Below are 20,726 nucleotides of genomic sequence, written 5' to 3'. Positions count from 1 at the left end.
GCCTTTCCCTCACAGGCCTCTTCACGACTTTCTCCACCCCTTTCTTCCTGGAGGCACAGGTGGCACCCCCCGCCGAAGTCCTCGCCGTCCGTGGACTGAGCAAGACCTTCCCCGGCGTCCGGGCCCTGGACGACGTGGACCTCACCCTGCACGCCGGCGAGGTCCACGCCCTGATCGGCGAGAACGGCGCCGGCAAGTCGACCCTCATCAAGCTCCTCACCGGCGTGTACCGCCCCGACGCCGGCGAGATCACCTTCCAGGGCGGCAAGGTCTCCTTCGCCACGCCCCTGGAGGCGCAGAAGGCGGGCATCTCGACCATCTACCAAGAGGTCAACCTGATCCCGCTGCTCAGCGTGGCCCGCAACCTCTTCCTGGGCCGCGAACCGCGCAACCGCTTCGGCGTGCTGGACATCGCACGCATGAACCGGGAGGCCGAGGAAACCCTGCGCGGCTACGGCGTCCGCGTGGACGTCCGCAGGCCGCTGCGCACCCTCGGGGTCGGCGCCCAGCAGATGGTGGCCCTGGCCCGTGCCGTGGCCACCGACGCCCGTATCGTCATCATGGACGAGCCGACCTCCTCCCTCGAACCGCGCGAGGTCGAGACCCTGTTCTCGGTGATCCGGCGGCTGCGCGACGCGGGCATCGCCGTCGTCTACGTCAGCCACCGCCTGGACGAGCTCTACGCCGTGTGCAGTACGGTCACCGTGCTCCGCGACGGCCGACGCGTCCACCACGGCCGGCTGGCCGACCTCGACCGCCTCGCCCTGGTGTCCACGATGCTCGGCCGTGACCTGGGCGAGGTCCGCGAGGAAGGCGTCACCAAGTTCACCGGCGACCACGAGGCGATCGATTCCCAACCCGTGCTGGAGGCCAGGGAACTGACGGTGCCGCACAAGCTGCACGAGGTGTCGCTGAGCATCCGGCCCGGCGAGGTCGTCGGCCTCGGTGGACTCCTCGGCTCCGGACGCACCGAGACCGCGAAGGCCATCTCCGGCGCCCTGCCCGTCCGTTCGGGCCGCGTCACCGTGGCCGGTGTCCCGCTGCGCGGTGGCTCCGCACCGGCCGCCATCCGGGCGGGCGTCAGCCTGCTGCCGGAGGACCGCAAGAGCGAGGGCATCGTCCCCGGCCTTTCGGTCCGGGAGAACATCGCGCTCGCCGTCCTGCCCCGGCTGTCCCGCTTCGGCCTCGTCTCCGAGGCGCGCGTGGACAGCGTCGTCGACACCTTCATCAAGCGGCTGCGCATCAAGGCATCCTCACCGCACCAGAAGGTCGGTGAACTGTCCGGCGGCAACCAGCAGAAGGTGCTGCTCGCCCGCTGGCTCGCCATGAACCCCAAGGTGCTTCTGCTCGACGAGCCCACACGCGGTATCGACGTCGGCGCCAAGGCCGAGGTGCAGAAACTCGTGGACGAACTGGCCGCCGACGGCCTGGGCGTCCTGCTCATCTCCTCCGACCTGGAGGAACTGATCGAAGGGTCCGACCGCGTGGTCGTACTGAAGGACGGTGCCGTCGTCGGCGAACTGACCGGGGACGACGTCACCGAGGACAAGCTGATGCGCACCATCGCCGGGGACGCCCAGGTGGAACACCTGGCCAAGGAGGTGGCCACCGATGGCTGAGGCCGCCCTCCGCACCGCCCCGCTGGACAAGGCCCGCGTGCTCCAGTGGCTCCAGACGTACGGCGTCTACGCGGGTGTCGCGGCGCTGCTCGTCGTCAACACCGTCATCACCCCGCACTTCCTCACCGCGGAGAACTTCCGCACCCAGGCCGTCCAGGTCGCCCCCGTCATCATCGTCGCCCTCGGCATGGCCCTGGTCATCGGCACCGAGGGCGTCGACCTGTCGGTCGGTGCCGTGATGGCGCTGGCGGCCTCCGTCACCGCGCTCTACCTCGGTTACGGACTCCTGCCCGCCCTGCTCGTCGTCGCGCTCTTCGCCGCCGGCGTCGGACTGGCCAACGGTGCGCTGGTCGCGCTCGTCGGAGTGCAGCCGATCGTCGCCACGCTCGCCCTCATGGTCGGCGGCCGGGGCATCGCACTCGTGCTGCTGCCCCAGCTCGAGGACCTGCGCAACCCCGCCCTGGCCTCCCTGGGCTCCGGCGACGTCCTCGGCATCCCGTACCTGATCCTGATCGCCGCCGTCCTGGCCCTGCTGGTGGCCTTCGTGGTGCGCCGCACGACCTTCGGCCGCCAGCTCCTGGCCATCGGCGACAGCCGGCCCGCCGCGCAGCTCGCCGGTCTGCCGGTGCGTCGCGTGCTGATCATCGTGTACGTCGTGTGCGCGCTGCTCGCCGCCGTGGCAGGCGTGCTGGCGACCGCCCGCCTCCAGGCCAGCGACCCGACCTCGCTCGGCAACCTGATGGAGCTCTCGGCCATCACGGCGGTCGTCGTAGGCGGCACCCCGCTGACCGGCGGCCGGGTCAACATCGCCGGCACCGTGGCCGGAGCCGTCCTCATCCAGCTGCTCACCGCCACCCTCATCAAGCACGATCTGCCGCCCTCCTGGACCCAGATCGCCCAGGCCATAGTGATCGTCGCCGCGGTCTACGCGGCACGGGGACGGGGGAAGCGATGACCGTCACGAAAACGGACGCGCCCGTGACCACCGCGAGCAACGAACCGACAGGGGAGAGCGAGCCGGTCGGCTCCGCGCGCTCCGAGCGACTGAGCGCCCTGATCCAGCAGCACGGCGCGCTGGCCGTGCTGGTACTCGTCTCCCTGGTGGCGTCGTTCTCCTTCGACTCCTTCGCCACCGGCGACAACATCGGCAACATGGCGACCAGTTCGGCCTTCCTGGCCATCGTCGCCCTCGGCATGACCTTCGTGATCATCACCGGCGGCATCGACCTGTCCGTCGGCTCGCTCTTCGCCCTCGGCGGCGTCCTCGCGGCCTGGGGGTCACGCCACGGCACCCTGGTGGCCCTGCTGCTGCCGCTGACGGTGTGCGGCCTGATCGGCGTCGTCAACGGCCTGCTGGTCGCCCGCTCCCGACTCGCCCCGTTCATCGTCACGCTCGCCGCCATGCTGGGCGCCCGCGGCCTGCTGCTCGCCATCACCGACGAGGGCGCGGACACCTTCCTGATCGGCAAGGGCTCCTTCCTCGCCGAACTGGGCCAGGGCACCACCCTGGGCCTCGGCAACCCGGTGTGGATCACCCTGGCCCTGTTCGTCGCGGGAGCCGTCGTGCTGCGCCGCACCCGCTTCGGACAGCACGTGTACGCGGTCGGCGGCAACGAGGACGCGGCGGCCCTGATGGGCGCCCCCGTGGCCCGCACCAAGATCCTCGTCTACGCCCTGTCCGGGCTTCTCGCCGGCCTGGCCGGCGCGCTCAACGCCGCCTGGCTCGCCTCCGGCGTGACCATCCTCGGCAACGGCATGGAACTGGAGGCCATCTCCGCCGTGGTCATCGGCGGAACCCTGCTGACCGGCGGCCTCGGCTACGTCAGCGGCTCCCTGGTCGGCGTACTGCTCCTGAAGGTCATCCAGAACGTCATCAACCAGATCGGCTCCCTCGACTCCTCCTACCAGCAGGTCGTCAGCGGCGCCTTCCTCGCCGTCGTCGTCATCGCCCAGACCTGGCTGGGCCGCAGACGGCAACTGATGTGACAAGCCCCGGACCCGGCGGCCGCGCCCCCCCGCCCGGCCCCCGGGTCCGGTTCCAGGCGGCCGGACTCCCCGCCGGCCGCCGCCCGCACGCGCACGTCTCCCACCCCACGATTCAAGGAGGCACGATGCGTCGAGTACCCGCAGGCCGAAGGCCGTTCGACTGGCTGAGACGACGAGCGCGGTGGGCGACCACCGCGCTCGCCGCGCTCACCCTGGTCGGCGGCACAGCTCTGACGGCCACAGGTTCCGCGGCCGCCGCACCCCGGGCCTGGACACCCAAGCCGTCCCCCATGACCACTCCGTGGACCAACCAGGTCCCCGTCGACACCCCGCTCCCGGAATACCCCCGCCCCCAGCTGACCCGCCCCGACTGGGCCAACCTCAACGGCATCTGGGACTTCGCCGTCACCTCGGCGGACGCCGGACAGCCGGCCACCTTCAGCGAGCAGATCAGGGTCCCGTTCGCCGCCGAGTCCGCGCTCTCCGGCATCCAGCGCAAGGTCACCCAGAACGACAAGCTCTGGTACAAGCGCACCTTCACCGTCCCGTCGAACTGGAACGGCCGCCGCGTCCAGCTCAACTTCGGCGCCAGCGACTGGCGTACGACGGTATGGGTCAACGGCCGACAGGCCGGCGCCACCCACAGCGGCGGCTACGACGCCTTCTCCTACGACGTCACCGATCTCCTGGTCGGCGGTACCAACACCATCGTCGTCTCCGTCTGGGACCCCACCGAGACGGGCACCCAGGCGATAGGCAAGCAGCGGATCCGCGACGTCGCCCCGCACCCCGGCGGCGGCATCCTCTACACCGCCGCGTCGGGCATCTGGCAGACCGTGTGGCTGGAACCCACGGCCTCCGCGTACGTCAGCCGCCTCGACATGGTGCCCGACCTGGCGAACAACCGCCTCAAGGTCACCGTCCGCGGCACCGGGACGAACGGCCACCAGGCCCGCGTCACCGTCTCCACCGGCGGCACCACCGTCGGCACCGCCACCGGCCCGGTCGGCACCGAGTTCACCGTGCCCGTCCCGAACCCGCACCTGTGGACCCCGGAAGACCCCTTCCTCTACGACGTGAAGGCCGACCTCCTCTCCGGCGGCACGACCGTCGACTCGGTCGGCAGCTACACCGGCATGCGCTCCATCGGCATCGCCCGCGTCGACGGCACCCTCCGTCCCGTCCTCAACGGCAAGTTCGTCTTCCAGACCGGCACCCTGGACCAGGGGTACTGGCCGGACGGCATCTACACCGCGCCCACCGACGCCGCCCTGCGGAACGACCTCCAGAAGCACAAGGACCTCGGCTTCAACATGGTCCGCAAGCACATCAAGGTCGAACCGCAGCGCTGGTTCTACTGGGCCGACCGGCTCGGACTGCTGGTCTGGCAGGACATGCCGTCCATGGAACGCACCCCCGACGCCGCCGCCCGCACCCAGTGGGAGGCCGAGTACGACCGCATCATCGACCAGCACCGCAGCTCGCCGTCCCTCGTCATGTGGGTCAACCAGAACGAGGGCTGGGGCCAGTACGACCAGGCCCGACTCGCCGACAAGGTGAAGGCCTACGACCCCTCACGCCTCGTCGACAACATGAGCGGCGTCAACTGCTGCGGTGCCGTCGACGGCGGCAACGGCGACGTCGTCGACCACCACGTCTACGTCGGGCCCGGCACCACCGTGCCCAGCTCCACCCGCGCTGCCGTCCTCGGCGAGTTCGGCGGACTGGGCTTCAAGGTCGCCGGCCACGAGTGGTACCCCGGCGGCGGCTTCAGCTACGAGGACCAGGCCGACCTCGCCCACCTCAACAACCGCTTCGTGGGCCTCATCGACGCCATCCGCGAGGTGCGTATGCCACGCGGCCTGTCCGCGTCGGTCTACACCGAGATCACCGACGTCGAGAACGAGGTCAACGGCCTGCTCACCTACGACCGCCAGGTGGTCAAGGTCGACGAGGCCCGGGTACGCGCCGCCAACCAGGCCCTCATCAACGCCTCCCGCGGCTCTACGACCCCCATCACCCTGCCCGCCAACCAGTACAAGTCCCTGCGGGTGACGACCCCCGGCTACACCGACCGGTACGTGCGCCACAGGGACGGAGCGGTCTTCACCGACGTCGTGGGCAGCGGCAGCGACGCCCTGCTCAAGAACGACGCCACCTGGAAGATCGTCCCCGGCCTCGCCAACAGCTCCTGCTACAGCTTCGAGTCGCGCAACTACCCCGGCGAGTACCTGCGGCACCGCGAGTACCGCGTCTACAAGGAACCCGGCAGCGGCGACCTGTACCGTGCCGACGCCACCTTCTGCCCCGTCCCGGCCGCCAACGGCGGCGTACGCCTCTCCGCGTACAACTTCCCGGAGCAGTACCTGCGCCACTACAACGCCGAACTCTGGCTCGCCACCCCGGGCGGCACTCACACCTGGGACAACCCCTCCCTCTTCACAGAGGACACCACGTGGTCCGTGGAGGCCCCTTGGGCACCGTGAACCGGGAGTAGCAGGATCGGGCGGCGGCGTCGGCGGACGCCGCCGCCCGACTTCCGTCCCTGTGGTATCCGGCTAGGCCTTGGTCGATGTGGCCGACCTGGCGGCCTGTTCGATCTTGGCGCAGTAGGCCGCGCGGGCTTCCTCGTCGATCGGCTGCTCGTATTCGGGGCGCACCCCGGTCCGGCCGTCGAGGCCCTCGCGCAGGATGTCGGCGTGCCCGGAGTGCCGGATGGTCTCGGTGAGGACGTGGAGCATGACGGCGAACAGGTTCGTGTTGGGAGAAGGCCCCGCCCACCACGGCACATGGCCGGGGGAGTCGAGGGAAAGCTCGTCGATCGTCGCGTCCGAGTGTTCCCATGTGCGCCGGTAGAACCCGATGATCTGTTCGCGGGTCTCGTCCTCGGTCGCCCACTGATCGCTGCCGTCGGAGTCCTGCCACCGGCACAGCGGTTCCGGGGAAGGGCGGTCGAAGACCTCGCCGAAGTATCTGGCCTCGACGGTGGCCACGTGTTTGACCAGACCGAGGAGGTTGGTCCCGGTCGCTGTCAAAGGCCGACGGGCGTCGTACTCGGACAAGCCGTCGAGTTTCCAGAGCAGCGTCTCGCGGTCCCGCCGCAGTCTCCCGTGCAGGTTGTCCTTCGCGAATTCGTCGATCATGCGGCATGAGCCTTTCGTGGGATGAGTTACCGGACTGGCTGCCTGTCAGCGAGGCGATGGGGTGGGCGGGTGCCAGGTGAGCATCCAGCCGACTGTAAGCACCGCCGCGCCGCGCACTGGCCGCAACTGCGCGCGATCTGTGAGCGCGATGTCGTGCACCGGGTGGGTGTGATCGGCGAACACGGCTGGGCCACGACCATCGAGAGCCTGCACCCGGGCATCGCCTGGCGCGACGGCGGTATCGAGATCGGCTTCTTCCGAGGCGGAACAGTCCGCCTCGCCGGCGACGGGCTACTGCTGATCCCTTCCGTCTGCGTCGGGCACATCGCCGCCCACCTGGAAGACCCCTGGCCCAGGACCTTGGTCTACCGTGCCCGCGGCACCGCCGCCCTGTGGGGTGAACAGGAGACCGTCTCCCAACCGGACGCGCTGACCGCTCTGGTGGGCCGGTCCCGAGCCCGGCTGCTGCTGGCGCTGGACGCCCCGGCGAGCACCAGCCACCTCGCCCGAAGCCTCGCCATGGCACCTGGCGCGGTTGGAGACCACCTCGCCATCCTGCGAGGCGCGGGGCTGCTCGTCCGCGCCCGGTCCGGACGGTCGGTGCTCTACCGAGGCACCCCGCTCGGCGAGGCGCTGGTCGCCGGTTCGGGCTGAGGGCATCTGGGGGCACCCGCCGTTTCGCGGTCAAAGGCATGGATGCGAACGGGCCCCGGCGGGGGAGCCATCCCGCCGGGGCCCAGTCGTTGCCGTTGGTGTCACGGCTTCTCGTCCGTGTAGAGCGTGTTCACCTCCTCGGCGGTGAGGGCCTTGTCGTAGGCGTGGACCTCGTCGACCGCGCCGTTCCAGAAGTCGACGGCGTTGCCGCCCCACTGGGCGCGGCCGACGGACAGGGAACCGGTGCTGGGGTAGGCCGCGCCGCCGGTGGCGGTCGCCGCCGGCTTTCCGTCGACGTAGAGCTTGATGGTGTTGTCGGCGCTGTCGCGGACGCCGACCAGGTGGTACCAGCGGCCCTTCTCCGGTGTGGTCACCAGGCGGGCACGGCTCTCGCCCGGGGTGCTGAAGGCGAACGCGCCCTGCCCGTACTGGAGGTAGAACGGGCTGGTCTGGCGCCGGGTGTCCTGGCTGACCGCGGTGGCGTAGTTGCCGGGGAGTTCGTCGAGCCGGACCCACGCGGACACCGAGTAGCTTCCGGTGGTGTCCAGCACCGGCCCGTCGGTCTCGGCGTACTGGCCGTTGCCGTCGAACTTCAGCGCGCTGCCGCTGACTCCGGGCGTCCAGGTGGTGCCCGTGGAGAGCGTCAGGGGCTTGGTGTTCGGGCCGTCGTCCTTCGCCGTGGTCCCGGTGCCCTCGTCGAGGGCCCAGTGCCCGCCGCCCTTCAGCGGCTGCCGCTCGCCCGCCGCGGCGCCGGCGGCGACGACCTTGCGGTTGATCTCACGGACCCGGACCGGGTCGACCTTGATCTCCCGACGGTCGTACGTGTACAGGCCGTTGAGCTCGTTCTCCAGGTCGGAGATCTGGGTGTAGATCGAACCGGACAGCTCGGCCCCGGCCTGGTCGAGGTAGAACTTCTCGGTGTTCTCGACGTACTTGCGGGTCAGCGCCTCCTTGTCGTTGACGCCGCTGTAGATCACCGTCGGCGCGCCGGGCCACATGTGCCCGGGCGTGCGCAGGGTGAAGCCGCCGTGCTCACCGTCCATCGCCGCCCGCTTGTCGTCGGGGAACGGCGGGTCCTCGTTGTTGTAGTCGTGGTGGTCGATGATGTCGCCCTTGCCCGAATCGCCCTTGGAATTGCAGCAGTTGACACCGCTGTGGGCGTTGACGACACGCGACGGGTCGGCCTCCTTCACGGACTCGGCGATCTTGCCGGTCTCCGTGCGGTCCCACTCGCCCCAGCCCTCGTTGAAGACGATCCAGCCGATCACGGACGGCGCGTTGTGGTGCTCGCGCATCATCTCCCGGCCCTGGTCGACGAAGGCGCGCTGCCCGGTCTCGTTGGTGATGTTGCCGGAGACGAAGTCCTGCCAGACCAGCAGGCCGAGTTTGTCGGCGTGGTAGAACCAGCGCGCGGGCTCCACCTTGATGTGCTTGCGCACGGCGTTGAAGCCGAGTTCCTTGTGCGCCTTCAGATCGAAGGCCAGGGCCTCGTCGCTCGGCGCCGTGTACAGGCCGTCGGGCCAGAAGCCCTGGTCGAGGGTGGCGAGGGAGAAGACCGGTTTGCCGTTGAGCACCAGCTTCTGGAAACCGCCGACCTTCGCGATGCCTATTTTGCGCATACCGAAGTAGCTGCCGACCTTGTCGGTCGACCTGCCGTCGGTGAGCTTGACGTCGAGGTCGTAGAGGTAGGGGTCGTCCGGGCTCCACAGGTGCTGCCTCGCGACCGGCAGCCGCAGCTGCTTGTTGGCCGGCCCGCTGACCTTGCCGACGACATTGCCGCGTTTGTCGCGGGCGACGGCCTCGACGCGGGCCCCGGCGGACGCCTTGCCCGACTCCACCGTCACCGCGAGGCTGCTCGTGTCGATGTCCGGCGTGGAGACAACGTTATCGATCGCGGCGCTCGCGACCGGCTCCATCCAGACGGTCTGCCAGATGCCCGACGACTGGGTGTAGAAGATGCCGCCCGGGTTGGTGGACTGCTTGCCCATCGGCTGGTCGGCGCCGCCGGTGTCGGTGACCGCGACCACGACCTCCTGCGGTCCGGTGCCCTTCAGCGCGTCGGTGATGTCGGCGCTGAACGCGTCGTAGCCACCGGTGTGTTCGGCGACCTTCGTGCCGTTGACGAAGACGCGGGCCTGGTAGTCCACGGCGCCGAAGTTCAGCTTGAGCCGGTTGCCCTTGCCGTCCTTGCCGACGTTCCAGTCCTTGGGGACGTTCACCATCCGGCGGTAGAACATGTGGTCCTCGTGCCGCTCAAGACCGGAGAGCTGCGACTCCACCGGGTACGGCACGACGATCTTCTCGTCGAGGTCCTTGCCGAACACCGGCTGCTCGCCGGCCTTGGCGCCGCTGAACTGCCAGGGGCCGTTGAGGTTCTTCCACTTGGAGCGCACCTGCTGCGGACGCGGGTACTCCGGGAGCGGGTTCTGCTTGTCGACCTTGTCGCCCCACTTGGTGGTGAGCCGGTGGGTGGAGGCGTTGTCCGCGTAGCGGATGACCTTCGGCACGGTCTCGCCGCCCGAGGTCAGGCCGCCCTCGCCGTCGTAGGTGACCCGCACCTGCTGGTTCTTCTGGATGGGCTCGGCGAGCGTCACGAGCAGGGAGTTGCGGTCCCGGGGATCGACGGCGGCCGACTTCAGCGGCATGGCCGTCGTGTCGGCCTCGATCTTGAGGTGGTCCTTGACCGCCCCGATGTCACCGACCCTGCCTTCGAAACGGGCCCGCAGACGGCGGCCGTCCGTGGCGACGGACGTCTCCACCGGGTAGACCTCGAAGCCCTCGGGCGGAGTGAACGCCGACATGGGCACGAGCTGCTTGGACAGGCCCGGGCCGGCCCAGCGCAGGAACATGTTGGCGCCGCCGAAGTCCTGGAACATCTCCAGGCGGAAGTCGTGCTTCTCGCCCGCGTTCAGCCGGATCGCGGCGCTGGTCTGCTCCTTGTCCCAGTCCGGCTCCCAGTGGTCGATGACCGGCTCGCCGTCGATGTAGAGGCGGAAGCCGTTGTCGCCGATGGCGTAGAAGGTGTAGTCGCCGGTGGTCGGTGCCTCGATCTGGCCCGTCCAACGGGCGGTCGTGTGCTCCGTCCTGCCGTTCAGCTCCTGGAAGGTGCTGGTCAGACCGGAGAAGTTGATCTGCGGGTCGAGCAGCGTGCCACCGAGTTCGGCGAAGTCCCGTGCGCCGGGGGCCGACATGGAGAAGTACTCGCCCTTCAGGCCGTGCACCTCGACGTCGGCTGCTTCGGTGGCGAGCGCCGAGGCGCTGCCGGTCGGCTCCGCTGCCGACGCGGTGGCGGCCAGACCGCTCGGGGGCACAACGAGAGCGGCCGTGGCCAGCAGCGCCCAGAGTCTGGCCCGTGGGCGGATGTGTTGTCTTGTCATCGAACCTTTCCTTGCACGGGTGTCGCGGACCGGGACCGGTCGGCTGGAAAGGCCAGCCCGCAGGAATGACGGAGGACCGGTACGGACGCGGTCGGGCGTTTCTTTCAACGTTGGAAATTTTGCGACGCCGAAATGACAGCACGGCCCTCGACCGCTGTCCAGACCTCGCGCACCACTCGGTCATTCACCCTCACCGGGCGTCTGTCGCAGGCGACTTGCGGCACGGGAGCCTCGCGAGCATTGACATGCCCGCGACTCACAACAATGCTGCTGGGGAGCTGTTCCATCGATGGAAAGCGAGGCGCCCGGGTGACCATGAGACTTCCGCGCCGGGTCACCGGCGCCGCGGCCGTGCTGCTGTCCGGCGTGCTCGCCGCCGTGCTGTCCCTGACGGCCGCCGATCCCGCCGAGGCGGGACAGACGAGCCTGCGGGCGGCGGATCCGAGCGTGCTCCGCGTCGGGGGCACCTACATCTCGGTGCAGTCGGCCGGCGGCGGCATCGCCGTCCGGCAGGCCCCGTCGACGGACGCTCTGGCGACGGCACCCGCCCGGCAGGTCTGGTCCGACACCCGCAACCTCGGCGAGGTCTGGGCACCCGAGATCGTGCGGGACGGCGGCCGCTACTACATCTACTTCTCGGCGGGCCGCGGACCGGCCCACCGGATGTACGTCATCAGCTCGGCCGCCCCGGACAGCGGATACACCGGCGAGACCCAACTGGCCCTGCCGGACGGCAAATGGGCCATCGACGGAACCCTCTTCACCTTCAACGGGCAGCGCTGGTTCGTGTGGTCCGGCTGGGCCGGCGACACCAACGTCGAGCAGAACCTCTACATCGCCCGCATGAACAGCCCGACCACTCCGACCGGCGCCCGCTACGTCATCTCACAGCCCCGGGAGAGCTGGGAGCGGGTGGTCGGCAACCCGTTCATCAACGAGGCCCCCGAGGCCGTCAAGGACCCCAACGGGCAACTGCACATCGTGTACTCCGCCAACGGCAGCTGGAGCGAGCAGTACTGCCTCGCCGAACTGCGGCTGCGCGCCGGTGGCGACCCGACGTACGTGTGGGACTGGTACAAGTCCAACGGCTGCCTGTTCGGTTCCAACCGCGGCACGATGATGTCCGGCTGGGACCCGACCCTGCACGTCAACGGCCCCGGCCACCACAGTTTCGTCCTGCTCGACGGCGACATCGCCACGAGCCCGCCCGCCGGACCGAGGTTCCCGCTGATGTTCCACGCGGTCGCCAAGGGGACGCCGTACGCGTGGGAGAACCGGTACTGGTACACGGGCACGTTCTGCTGGTGGGGCAACACCACCTACAGCCGGGCGAACGTCCCCGGCCCGAACACGAACACCGGCTGGAGCCTGAAGTTCTTCGAGTGAGGGCCGGTGTCGCTCAGAACCTCGGTGCCGGTGCCTGGTCCTCCACCATCCGGGCGGCCTCTTCCGGCGTCGCGACGGACGGCGGCGAGCCCGCAAGCGGCTGACCTGAGTCAACCACCCACCGGGCCGCACTTCGATGCGGATGGGAAGCCGCCCCGTTCACGGGACGGAGGAAGTCAAGAATGCGCCACCACCTCGCCCGCCGTCACCTGGGGCGGGTTGGGGAGCAGCTCGGCGAGGCGGTCCCGTACGAAGTCCTTCGCCCTGGTCGTCGACTCCTCGGCGCCGGAGCGGTCCTGGAAGACTCCCGTCGATACCATGACGCCGCCCCCGGCATCGACCCAGTAATAGGCCACGAAGCCCGGGACCTGGCGCAGGAGCGGCACGAACTCCTCGTTCACCCGGCGTCCCGCCTCGGCCGGATCGGTCACCTCTGCGTACCGCCGAACCACTGCGTACATGGCTGCTCTCCTCATGGATCGTGAGGCCGTGATCTGCGCAGACGGCGTACCCGCGATGGCTGGTACGTCGTGCGCGGGGCCGGCGTAAATCACTGGAAAAGGCTCCGTCGGTGGTCCGAACGGAGGGGCCGGGCGGAGCACGGCACCGTGGGTGCGGGCTCTGATCGCCCCGTACGGCCGGCGTTGTCAGTGCGGGATGTGAGGATGCCGTTCGGGAGGCGAGGACACGTCCGAGTGCCGACTGAATCCACACGCCCAGATTCACCATCAGGAGACGCGGTGCCCACGGAATACTCGCCTGTCGCGGAACTCAACCTGCTCAAGGAATTCCAGGACGGGGTCGGATACGAGAACTACGCCGACGGCTTCGGGCTGACGGAGTACGGCGACATGTCCGGCCTGGTGGCGGGCTGGTCGGACGACCGCGAGTTCACCGGCCGGCTGATTCCTTTCGCGCAGGCCACCGGCGGCGGCTCCTTCTACGCGCTCTGGCGGCTCGACGACCGAACCGATGCCGCCGGTCTGCCCGTGGTCGTCTTCGGTGACGAGGGCGGTCAGCACGTCGTGGCCCGGAATCTGCGGGAGCTGTTCCAACTTCTCGGCTTCGACGCGGAGATCAGCGTCGACTGGGACGAGGCGTACTACTACCGCTCCGAGGACGAGCCGCACTCCGACCGCCACGACGAGTACGTGGCCTGGCTCGACCGGCACTTCGCGCTGCCCGTGGCGCACGACCCGGCGGCCGTCCTCTCGGCGGCACAGGCGGAGTTGGGGCAGCGGTTCGCGAACTGGGCCAAGCCCTATCTCCCCTGAGCACTTACTGGGCACAGGCCGGCACACCACCTCTTCCATCCTGACGAGCGAACACGAGGAAAGTCCCATGCATGGACTGCCGTTGACGGAACAGGTCATAGCCGCGGTGCGCCGCGATCCGGCGGCCAGCGCCCTCCCGTACCTGCTGCCGTACGTGAATGTGCCCTGGGTGGAAGGCGGGGCCGCCAACCCGATGGACGAGGCGCTGCTCGCCGACGCCGCCTTCCCCTCCGGGCGCCCGCTGCCGCCGAGCCTGCGCGCCTGGCTGGCGTACGACATCAGCCTGCTGGAGCGGCACAAGTGGTTCACTCCGGACGGCGACTTCGCGCCGCGGCCACTGGACCAGTTGGTGGGTGACGAGATGGGTGACTTCTGGGGTGCGGAGTTCGCGTGGCTGTCCGGGCGCTTCCCCGAGTGCTTCCTGCTGCCGGGCGGCTCGGACTCCCGGCGCATCCTGGCCGTCACCGACCCTGACGAGGAGGGGGAGTACCCGGTGCTCGCCCTCGACCTGGACGACCTGCCCTACCTGGGGCTCATGTACCCGGGCTTCGACGTCTATCTGGCCGACACGGCGGGCCTGTTGGGCCTGGGCGAACGGGAGACCTATACGGATCTGATCCACCACGGAACCTACGGGCCCCGGATGCGCCGCCATGCCGCCCAGTGTTTCGCGGGGGAGTCCTGCGTGCAGTACCCCTTCGAGTTCACACCCGTGTACGAGCAGCTCGGCCCCGAACCGGGTCAGGACGGCACCCCGAACGGGACCGCGACAGGCCGACCCTGACGCGGCCGAGTCTGATCAGGATGTCGCCGGCCGGGAGCGCGGCGGCAGCGGACCGGTGGCTCCTTCTGTGCTTTCGCGCAGTACCAGTCGGTGCGCCACCACAAGGTCCTGAGGTGACCGCACGCCGGTCGAGGAGGCGTCCGCCGGGGCGGATCCCGTGGCCTCGTCCATCCGGCGTTGCAGCAGCTCTACCGCGACCTGGGCGACCGCGGCCTTGTCGGGCGCGACGGTGCTCAGGGTGGGGACGCTGAACCGTCCGGCCTCGACGTCGTCGAAGCCGATGACGGCGACCTCGTCGGGCACCCGGACGCCGTGCTCGTGGAGTGTGCGCAGCGCGCCGAGGGCCAGCTGGTCGTTGAGGCACAGCAGCGCGTCGGGGCGGGCGCCCTCGCTCAGCGCCCGGGCCACCGCCTCGGCACCGTCGGGCATCCGGAAGGACTCGACGGGCAGGAGGGCGGCCGGGTCGTAGGCGATGCCCGCCTCCGCGAGCGCCGCGCGATAGCCACGGGTACGGGCCTCGGCCGTGCCCAGGCCTGAGTCGTTGCGTCCGCCGATGACCAGGATGGAGCGGCGGCCGAGGCCGAGCAGATGCTCGGTCGCCTCCCGTGCGGCCTTCTCGTTGTCGATGGCGACGTGGTCGGCGCCCTCCTCCAGCAGTTCGCCGATCAGCACGGTGGGCGGGGACCCCGCACGGTCGCGCAGGTCGTCGGGAGTGAGGGCGAGCGGGCTGAGGATGACCCCGTCGACGAAGCTGGAGCCGAAGCCGGTCAGCGCCGCGAGTTCGTGATCGCGATCCGCGCCGGTCTGGTGGATCAGCACCGTCAGGGAACGCCGCTCCGCCTCGCGGATGACATGCCGGGCGAGCTCCGCGAAGTACGGGACGTCCAGTTCGGGGATGACGAGGGCGATGATGCCGGTGCGGCCCTGGCGCAGATGGCGGCCGGCCAGGTTCACCTTGTAGCCGAGTTCCTCGATGGCATCGCGGACGGCGCTTCTGGTCCGGTCGGAGACGTGGGTGTAGTCGTTGATGACGTTGGAGACCGTCTTCTCCGACACACCCGCGAGCCGCGCGACGTCCTTGATCCTTGGTCGTGCCACCAGAACCCTCCCTGCCCCTCGGAGCTGCTGAGTTTATGTCCCGGCAGGTCGCGGATCCGAAGCCGGATCGGAAGCGGGTCCGCCCGGCCTGATGGGCCCTCGAATTCAGGCCGCGCCTCCTGGCTCTTTACAGCCAATGTACATCGATGTAAAAACTAGCCATCGCATCGGCTCGACCGGTGCGCCCCCGCCTGACCCAGGCGGTGGATCACCATCCCCATGCGTGCTCCACCGCCGGTCCGGCATGCGTGTCCGGCCGTCGGAAGGTCCGCGATGTTCACCCGCTTCTCCGCCTCACCACCAGCGCCCGCACCCGGTGCGGCACCTGATCTCACCCGCCGCCGACTGCTGCGCAACGGCACGGCCGCCGCAGGCGCGCTGCTCGCCGCCGGCCCGCTGTCCGGCTGCGCGTCCCCGGCCGCCGCCGACTCCTCGGCGCTGAGCGTCTGGGACCTGTTCCAGGGCGGCGACGGCATGCTGATGGACGACATGATCAAGGCCGTCTCCAAGGGCCCGCAGGGCTTCGAGGTCGAGCGGACGATCCTGGACTGGGGCCCGTCGTACTACACCAAGCTGGCCATGTCCGCCGCCGGCGGCCGCGCCTCCGACGTGGCGATCATGCACCTCTCACGACTGGCCGGGTATGCGCCCGGCGGCCTCCTCGACCCCTTCGACCTGGACCTCCTCGCCGAATTCGGCGTCGGCCAGAAGGACTTCGCACCGGCCGTCTGGTCCCGGACGCAGCACGACGGGACGGTCTACGCCATCCCGCTCGACGTCCACCCCTTCATCGTGTTCTACGACAAGGAGGCCGCCGACAAGGCCGGTCTCCTCGACTCCTCCGGTGAACTGGCGCCGATGGGCTCCCCGGAGGCCCTGCTCGACGCCGGCAAGGCGCTGGCGAAGGCGACGGGGCAGAAGGGCATCCTGTTCGGCCACGTCACCGACACCGCCCAGACCTGGCGGCAGTTCGCCGCCTTCTACGCCCAGACCGGCGCCACCTTCACCCTGCCGGACGGCGGCCCGCCGCAGATCGACGTCGACGCCGCCGTCCGCGTGGTCACCTTCATGCAGCAGCTGTTCGACGGCCGTACCAACCCCAACAACCTCGACTACAACGGCGCGATGGCCGGGTTCATCGGCGGCCGCGGCGGCATGATCATGCTCGGCGAGTGGGAGCTGCCCACACTGAAGAAGTCCGGCATCCCGCTCGGCGCCGCCCGGTTCCCGCAGGTCTTCGAGAAGCCGGGCGTCTACACCGACAGCCACAGCTTCGTACTCCCGCACCAGGAGAACCCCGACCCGGCCCGGCGCCGCCGGGCCCACCGGTACATCGCCGAGATGGTCAAGCAGAGCCTCACCTGGGCCACCGCCGGTCACATCCCCGCCTACCAGCCCGTACTGGCCGAGCCGGAGTACGCCGCCCTCGACCCGCAGTCCTCCTACGCGGACGCCGGAGAGGTCGCGGTGCTCGACCCGCCGAACTGGTTCGCCGGGGCCGCCTCGAACTTCCAGAACCGGATGTGCCAGCCCCTCCAGGCGGCACTGCTGGGCAACACCTCCGCCGAGAAGGCGGTGCGCCAGATGGTCCGCGAGGCGGACACGCTGCTCCGGCAGCCCAACCCGGTGGCCTGACGAGCAGAAGGAGTGACCCACGTGACCACCACCGCACCCCCCGGCACCGACACCGTGACCGGCGCGGCCTCCGACCGCCCAGGCGGCCTCCGCCGTATCGGCCTCAAGGCCGGCCGGACCGCGCAGGGCCCCGGCCTCGTCTTCGTCGTGCCGTTCCTGCTCGTCTTCGCCCTGTTCCTCGTCTGGCCCATCGTGCACGGGCTCTGGATGAGCTTCACCGACAGCTCACTCGCCCTGCGTGACACGGCCTTCGTCGGCTTCGACAACTACGCCGAGGCGTTCGGCGATCCGGACGTCTGGAGCAGCCTCGGCAACACGGTCGTCTTCACCGCCATCTCCAGCGTTCCGCTGGTACTGATCGCACTGGCGATGGCCCTGCTGGTGCACAGCGGCCTCGCCGGACAGTGGGCGTGGCGACTCGCCTTCTTCGCCCCCTACCTGCTGCCCGTCACCGTGGTGACGCTCATCTGGACCTGGCTCTACCAGCCGGAACTCGGCCTGGCGAACCAGTTCCTCGACACCATCGGCATGGCACCCGTCGGCTGGCTCTCCGACGAATCCGTCGCGATGTGGTCGATCGCCGCCCTCACCGTCTGGTGGACGGTCGGCTTCAACTTCCTGCTCTACCTCGCCGCGCTCCAGTCCCTGCCCTCGACCTACTACGAGGCCGCGGCGCTGGACGGCGCCGGCGCCTGGCGGCGCCTGTGGTCCATCACCCTGCCGCAACTGCGCCGGATAACCGCGCTCGTCGCGATGCTGCAAGTCCTCGCGTCGCTCAAGGTGTTCGACCAGATCTACATCCTCACCAAGGGCGGCCCCAACGGCTCCACCCGCCCGGTCCTGGAATACGTCTACGACGTCGGCTTCACCGGCTACCGGCTCGGCTATGCCTCCGCCGTCTCCTACCTCTTCTTCGCCCTCGTCATCGTCGTCTCGCTCGTGCAACTGCGTCTCTTCCGCCAGGAGGACTGACCGTGTCCGCCACCGCAACACCCCTTCGCCCGCGGCGCCGTCCCCCCTTGGCGCCCGCCGAACCCTCCCTCGTCCTCGGACACGGCCGGCTGCCGCGCGTCCTGGCCGGCACCGCGCTGGCCGTCCTCGCCGCCGTCTGGCTGCTGCCGTTCGTCTGGGCCGTCGCCACCTCGGTGCAGAGTGAGCAGGACGCCGCGTCGCCCGGACTCTCCCCGATCAAGGGCGCCTTCACGACCGAGGCGTACCAGCAGATCCTGGAACGCGGGAACGTCACCGTCTGGGCCTTCAACAGCTTCCTCATCGCAGGCCTCGTCACCCTGATCACGGTCGTCGTCTCCACGCTCGCCGCGTACGGCTTCTCCCGCGGCACCTTCCGCGGCCGCCGGACCCTGCTCGCCGTCACGGTCGCCGCCATCCTGGTCCCGCCGCAACTGCTCGTCGTACCGCTCTTCGAGCAGATGCTGCTGTTCAACCTGGTGGACACCTACGCGGCGGTCATCCTGCCGCAGGTCGTCGCGCCCATGATGGTCTTCATCCTCAAGCGCTTCTTCGACGGCATCCCGCGTGAGCTGGAGGACGCGGCCCGCATGGACGGGGCCTCGGAGTTCCGGGTGTTCCTGTCGATCGTGCTCCCGCTGTCCCGGCCGATCCTCGCCGCCGTGGCGATCTTCGTCTTCATCGGCGCGTGGAACAACTTCATGTGGCCGTTCATCGTCACCAACGACCCGGACCTGATGACCCTCCCCGTGGGCCTGGCCACCGTCAAGGACGCCTTCGGCATCCAGTACGCCCAGTCCATGGCCTCCGCACTGCTGGCGGCGCTGCCCCTGATCGTGGTGTTCCTCCTCTTCCAGCGCCGCATCGTCGACTCCGTCGCCACCACCGGCCTCGGCGGCTCCTGACCTCACCCCCTCGCCGTACTCACAGACCGGCGGCAACCCGCCGGCCCCCGATCGACTGGAGCATGTGTGCCCACCCCCTCCGTACCGCGCCCGGAGTATCCGCGACCGCAGTTCGTGCGCCGCGACTGGCTCAACCTGAACGGCGCCTGGCAGTTCGAGACCGACCGAGGGGACAGCGGGCTCGAACGCGGCCTGCTCGGCCGCGAACTGCGCGACGAGATCCTCGTGCCCTTCCCGCCCGAGTCCGAGCTGTCCGGCATCGGCGACACCGACTTCCACGAGGCCGTCTGGTACCGGCGCGCCCTCACCCTGCCCGCCGAATGGGCCGGACGCCGGGTGCTGCTGCACTTCGGAGCCGTCGACCACGACACCACCGTGTGGGCCGACGGCAAGGAGGTAGCCCGGCACCGCGGCGGCTTCACCCCCTTCACCGCCGACCTCGGCGACATCGCCGGCAGCGGTGAGGAGGTCGTCATCACCGTCCGGGCCCGCGACCCCAAGTCCGGCCCGCAGGCCCGCGGCAAGCAGGCGATCCAGTACGCCAACCACGACTGCAACTACACCCGCGTGACCGGCATCTGGCAGACCGTCTGGCTGGAGCCCGTCCCCGAGCTGCATCTGCGGCGCCCCCGCATCACCCCCGACCTCGCCGGCTCCGCCTTCCACCTCGAACTCCCGATCTCCGGCAACCGCCCCGGCCACCGGGTACGTGCCGTCCTCAGCGACGCCGACGGCGAGGTGAGCCGCACCGAGGCACGCGCCGACCTGGACCTGGCCCCGCGCCTGCACCTGTCCGTCCCCGACGACCGGCGCCGGGAGTGGAGCCCGCAGGATCCGCACCTGTACGACCTGCGGCTTGAACTCCTCGACGCGACCGGCCAAGTGGTCGACGGCGTGGACAGCTACGCGGGTCTGCGCGCCGTCGGCCTGCGCGGCAAGGCCGTCCTCCTCAACGGCCGCCCCGTCTTCCAGCGCCTCGTCCTCGACCAGGGCTGGTACCCGGACGGGCTGATGACCGCGCCGACCGACGAAGCCCTGGTGCGCGACATCGAGTTGGCCATGGAGGCCGGATTCAACGGAGCCCGGCTCCACCAGAAGGTGTTCGAGGAGCGGTTCCTCTACCACGCCGACCGGCTCGGCTACCTGGTCTGGGGCGAGTTCGGCGACTGGGGCTGCGAGGTCGGCGGCTCCTCGGGCGACAACCAGCAGCCCGACGCCTCGTACGTCGCCCAGTGGCTGGAAGCCGTCGAACGGGACTACTCCCACCCCTCGATCATCGGCTGGTGCCCGCTCAACGAGACGTACCAGAAGCTCCACGACCGCATCACCCGGCTCGACGACGTCACCCGCGCGATGTTCCTGGCCACGAAGGCGATGGACGCCAGCCGCCCGGTGATCGACGCCTCCGGCTACGCCCACCGCGTCACCGAGACCGACATCTACGACTCACACCACTACGAGCAGGACCCCCAAGCCTTCTGCGAGCTGATGTCCGGGCTGGCCAAGGACGCCCCGTTCGTCAACGCCCATGAGAGCGGCGCCCCTTACTCGGTGCCGTATCGAGGTCAGCCGTACTTCGTCAGCGAGTTCGGCGGCATCTGGTGGGACCCCGAGGCGGCCGCCGCCCAGTCCGGCGAGGACCGCACCGAGTCCTGGGGCTACGGCGAACGCGTCCGGGACGAGGAGGAGTTCCACGCCCGCTTCGCCGGCCTCACCGGCGCACTGCTCGACGATCGCGACATGTTCGGCTACTGCTACACCCAGCTGACCGACGTCTTCCAGGAGCGCAACGGCATCTACCGCTTCGACCGCGGCTCCAAGCTCGACGTCGACCGCGTCCGTGCCGCACAGCAGCGCCCGGCGGCGATCGAGGAAGAGGACACGGACTGAGGTCCC

The 20,726-nt window shown here is 69.8% G+C and carries 15 protein-coding genes and 1 pseudogene; 12 read left to right on the top strand and 4 right to left on the bottom strand.

Annotated elements, in window-relative coordinates; all coding sequences use genetic code 11:
• The first annotated feature begins 59 nt into the window (after window positions 1-59).
• The 4 genes from PGH47_RS01185 (at window position 60) to PGH47_RS01170 (ending at window position 6,091) form a co-directional block, all read left to right on the top strand.
• Window positions 60-1,619, top strand: coding sequence for a sugar ABC transporter ATP-binding protein (locus PGH47_RS01185; RefSeq protein WP_271661782.1), 1,560 nt, complete (start codon window positions 60-62; stop codon window positions 1,617-1,619).
• Window positions 1,612-2,574, top strand: a complete 963-nt coding sequence (locus tag PGH47_RS01180) for an ABC transporter permease (RefSeq protein WP_271661781.1) — start codon at window positions 1,612-1,614, stop codon at window positions 2,572-2,574. The genes PGH47_RS01185 and PGH47_RS01180 overlap by 8 nt, the downstream gene beginning before the upstream one ends.
• A complete protein-coding gene (locus PGH47_RS01175) occupies window positions 2,571-3,605 on the top strand; it encodes an ABC transporter permease (RefSeq protein ID WP_271661780.1) in 1,035 nt (344 codons plus the stop codon). Before PGH47_RS01180 ends, PGH47_RS01175 begins: the two co-directional genes overlap by 4 nt.
• Before the next feature lie 125 nt (window positions 3,606-3,730).
• Window positions 3,731-6,091, top strand: a complete 2,361-nt coding sequence (locus PGH47_RS01170) for an AbfB domain-containing protein (protein WP_271661779.1) — start codon at window positions 3,731-3,733, stop codon at window positions 6,089-6,091.
• Window positions 6,092-6,163: 72 nt separating this feature from the next.
• On the opposite strand, the gene PGH47_RS01165 is transcribed toward PGH47_RS01170, so the two are convergent.
• The gene (locus PGH47_RS01165; RefSeq protein WP_271661778.1) at window positions 6,164-6,748 is read right to left on the bottom strand and encodes a DinB family protein; all 585 of its coding nucleotides are present in this window, start codon (window positions 6,746-6,748) and stop codon (window positions 6,164-6,166) included.
• Between the two features lie 108 nt (window positions 6,749-6,856).
• Here PGH47_RS01165 and PGH47_RS01160 point away from each other — a divergent pair.
• A pseudogene (locus PGH47_RS01160) lies at window positions 6,857-7,402 on the top strand (ArsR/SmtB family transcription factor); the annotation flags it as partial.
• A gap of 101 nt (window positions 7,403-7,503) precedes the next feature.
• Here PGH47_RS01160 and PGH47_RS01155 read toward each other — a convergent pair.
• Complete coding sequence (locus tag PGH47_RS01155; RefSeq protein WP_271661776.1) at window positions 7,504-10,779, bottom strand: LamG-like jellyroll fold domain-containing protein; 3,276 nt, start codon at window positions 10,777-10,779, stop codon at window positions 7,504-7,506.
• A gap of 315 nt (window positions 10,780-11,094) precedes the next feature.
• On the opposite strand from PGH47_RS01155, the gene PGH47_RS01150 reads away from it, so the two are divergent.
• On the top strand, window positions 11,095-12,165 hold the full coding sequence (locus PGH47_RS01150) for a glycoside hydrolase family 43 protein (protein WP_271661775.1): 1,071 nt from the start codon (window positions 11,095-11,097) through the stop codon (window positions 12,163-12,165).
• A 176-nt stretch (window positions 12,166-12,341) separates the two neighbouring features.
• Here the strand turns inward: PGH47_RS01150 and PGH47_RS01145 are convergent, their stop codons facing one another.
• Complete coding sequence (locus PGH47_RS01145) at window positions 12,342-12,626, bottom strand: hypothetical protein (protein WP_271661774.1); 285 nt, start codon at window positions 12,624-12,626, stop codon at window positions 12,342-12,344.
• A gap of 279 nt (window positions 12,627-12,905) precedes the next feature.
• Here PGH47_RS01145 and PGH47_RS01140 point away from each other — a divergent pair, with 279 nt between their 5' ends.
• Window positions 12,906-13,439 (top strand): hypothetical protein, encoded by a 534-nt coding sequence (locus PGH47_RS01140; protein ID WP_271661773.1) that lies wholly within the window; start codon window positions 12,906-12,908, stop codon window positions 13,437-13,439.
• 67 nt (window positions 13,440-13,506) lie between these two features.
• Window positions 13,507-14,223: a hypothetical protein gene (locus PGH47_RS01135; RefSeq protein ID WP_271661772.1), complete on the top strand. Its 717-nt coding sequence runs from the start codon at window positions 13,507-13,509 to the stop codon at window positions 14,221-14,223.
• A 15-nt stretch (window positions 14,224-14,238) separates the two neighbouring features.
• On the opposite strand, the gene PGH47_RS01130 is transcribed toward PGH47_RS01135, so the two are convergent.
• Window positions 14,239-15,321 carry a LacI family DNA-binding transcriptional regulator gene (locus PGH47_RS01130; RefSeq protein WP_271661771.1) on the bottom strand — a complete coding sequence of 361 codons (1,083 nt, stop codon included), beginning with the start codon at window positions 15,319-15,321 and terminating at the stop codon, window positions 14,239-14,241.
• A gap of 273 nt (window positions 15,322-15,594) precedes the next feature.
• On the opposite strand from PGH47_RS01130, the gene PGH47_RS01125 reads away from it, so the two are divergent.
• The 4 genes from PGH47_RS01125 to PGH47_RS01110 all read left to right on the top strand — a co-directional run bounded on the left by PGH47_RS01125 (window position 15,595) and on the right by PGH47_RS01110 (window position 20,720).
• Window positions 15,595-16,956 (top strand): extracellular solute-binding protein, encoded by a 1,362-nt coding sequence (locus PGH47_RS01125; RefSeq protein WP_271661770.1) that lies wholly within the window; start codon window positions 15,595-15,597, stop codon window positions 16,954-16,956.
• A 21-nt stretch (window positions 16,957-16,977) separates the two neighbouring features.
• On the top strand, window positions 16,978-17,928 hold the full coding sequence (locus tag PGH47_RS01120) for a carbohydrate ABC transporter permease (protein ID WP_271661769.1): 951 nt from the start codon (window positions 16,978-16,980) through the stop codon (window positions 17,926-17,928).
• Between the two features lie 2 nt (window positions 17,929-17,930).
• The gene (locus tag PGH47_RS01115; RefSeq protein ID WP_271661768.1) at window positions 17,931-18,830 is read left to right on the top strand and encodes a carbohydrate ABC transporter permease; all 900 of its coding nucleotides are present in this window, start codon (window positions 17,931-17,933) and stop codon (window positions 18,828-18,830) included.
• 66 nt (window positions 18,831-18,896) lie between these two features.
• Complete coding sequence (locus tag PGH47_RS01110) at window positions 18,897-20,720, top strand: glycoside hydrolase family 2 protein (protein WP_271661767.1); 1,824 nt, start codon at window positions 18,897-18,899, stop codon at window positions 20,718-20,720.
• The last annotated feature ends 6 nt before the right edge of the window (window positions 20,721-20,726 follow it).

The organism is Streptomyces sp. HUAS 31, from assembly GCF_028198125.1.
GTDB lineage: Bacteria > Actinomycetota > Actinomycetes > Streptomycetales > Streptomycetaceae > Streptomyces > Streptomyces chartreusis.
The sequence above is the reverse complement of the archived record's forward strand: the minus strand, read 5'-3'. Positions and strand labels throughout refer to the sequence as shown.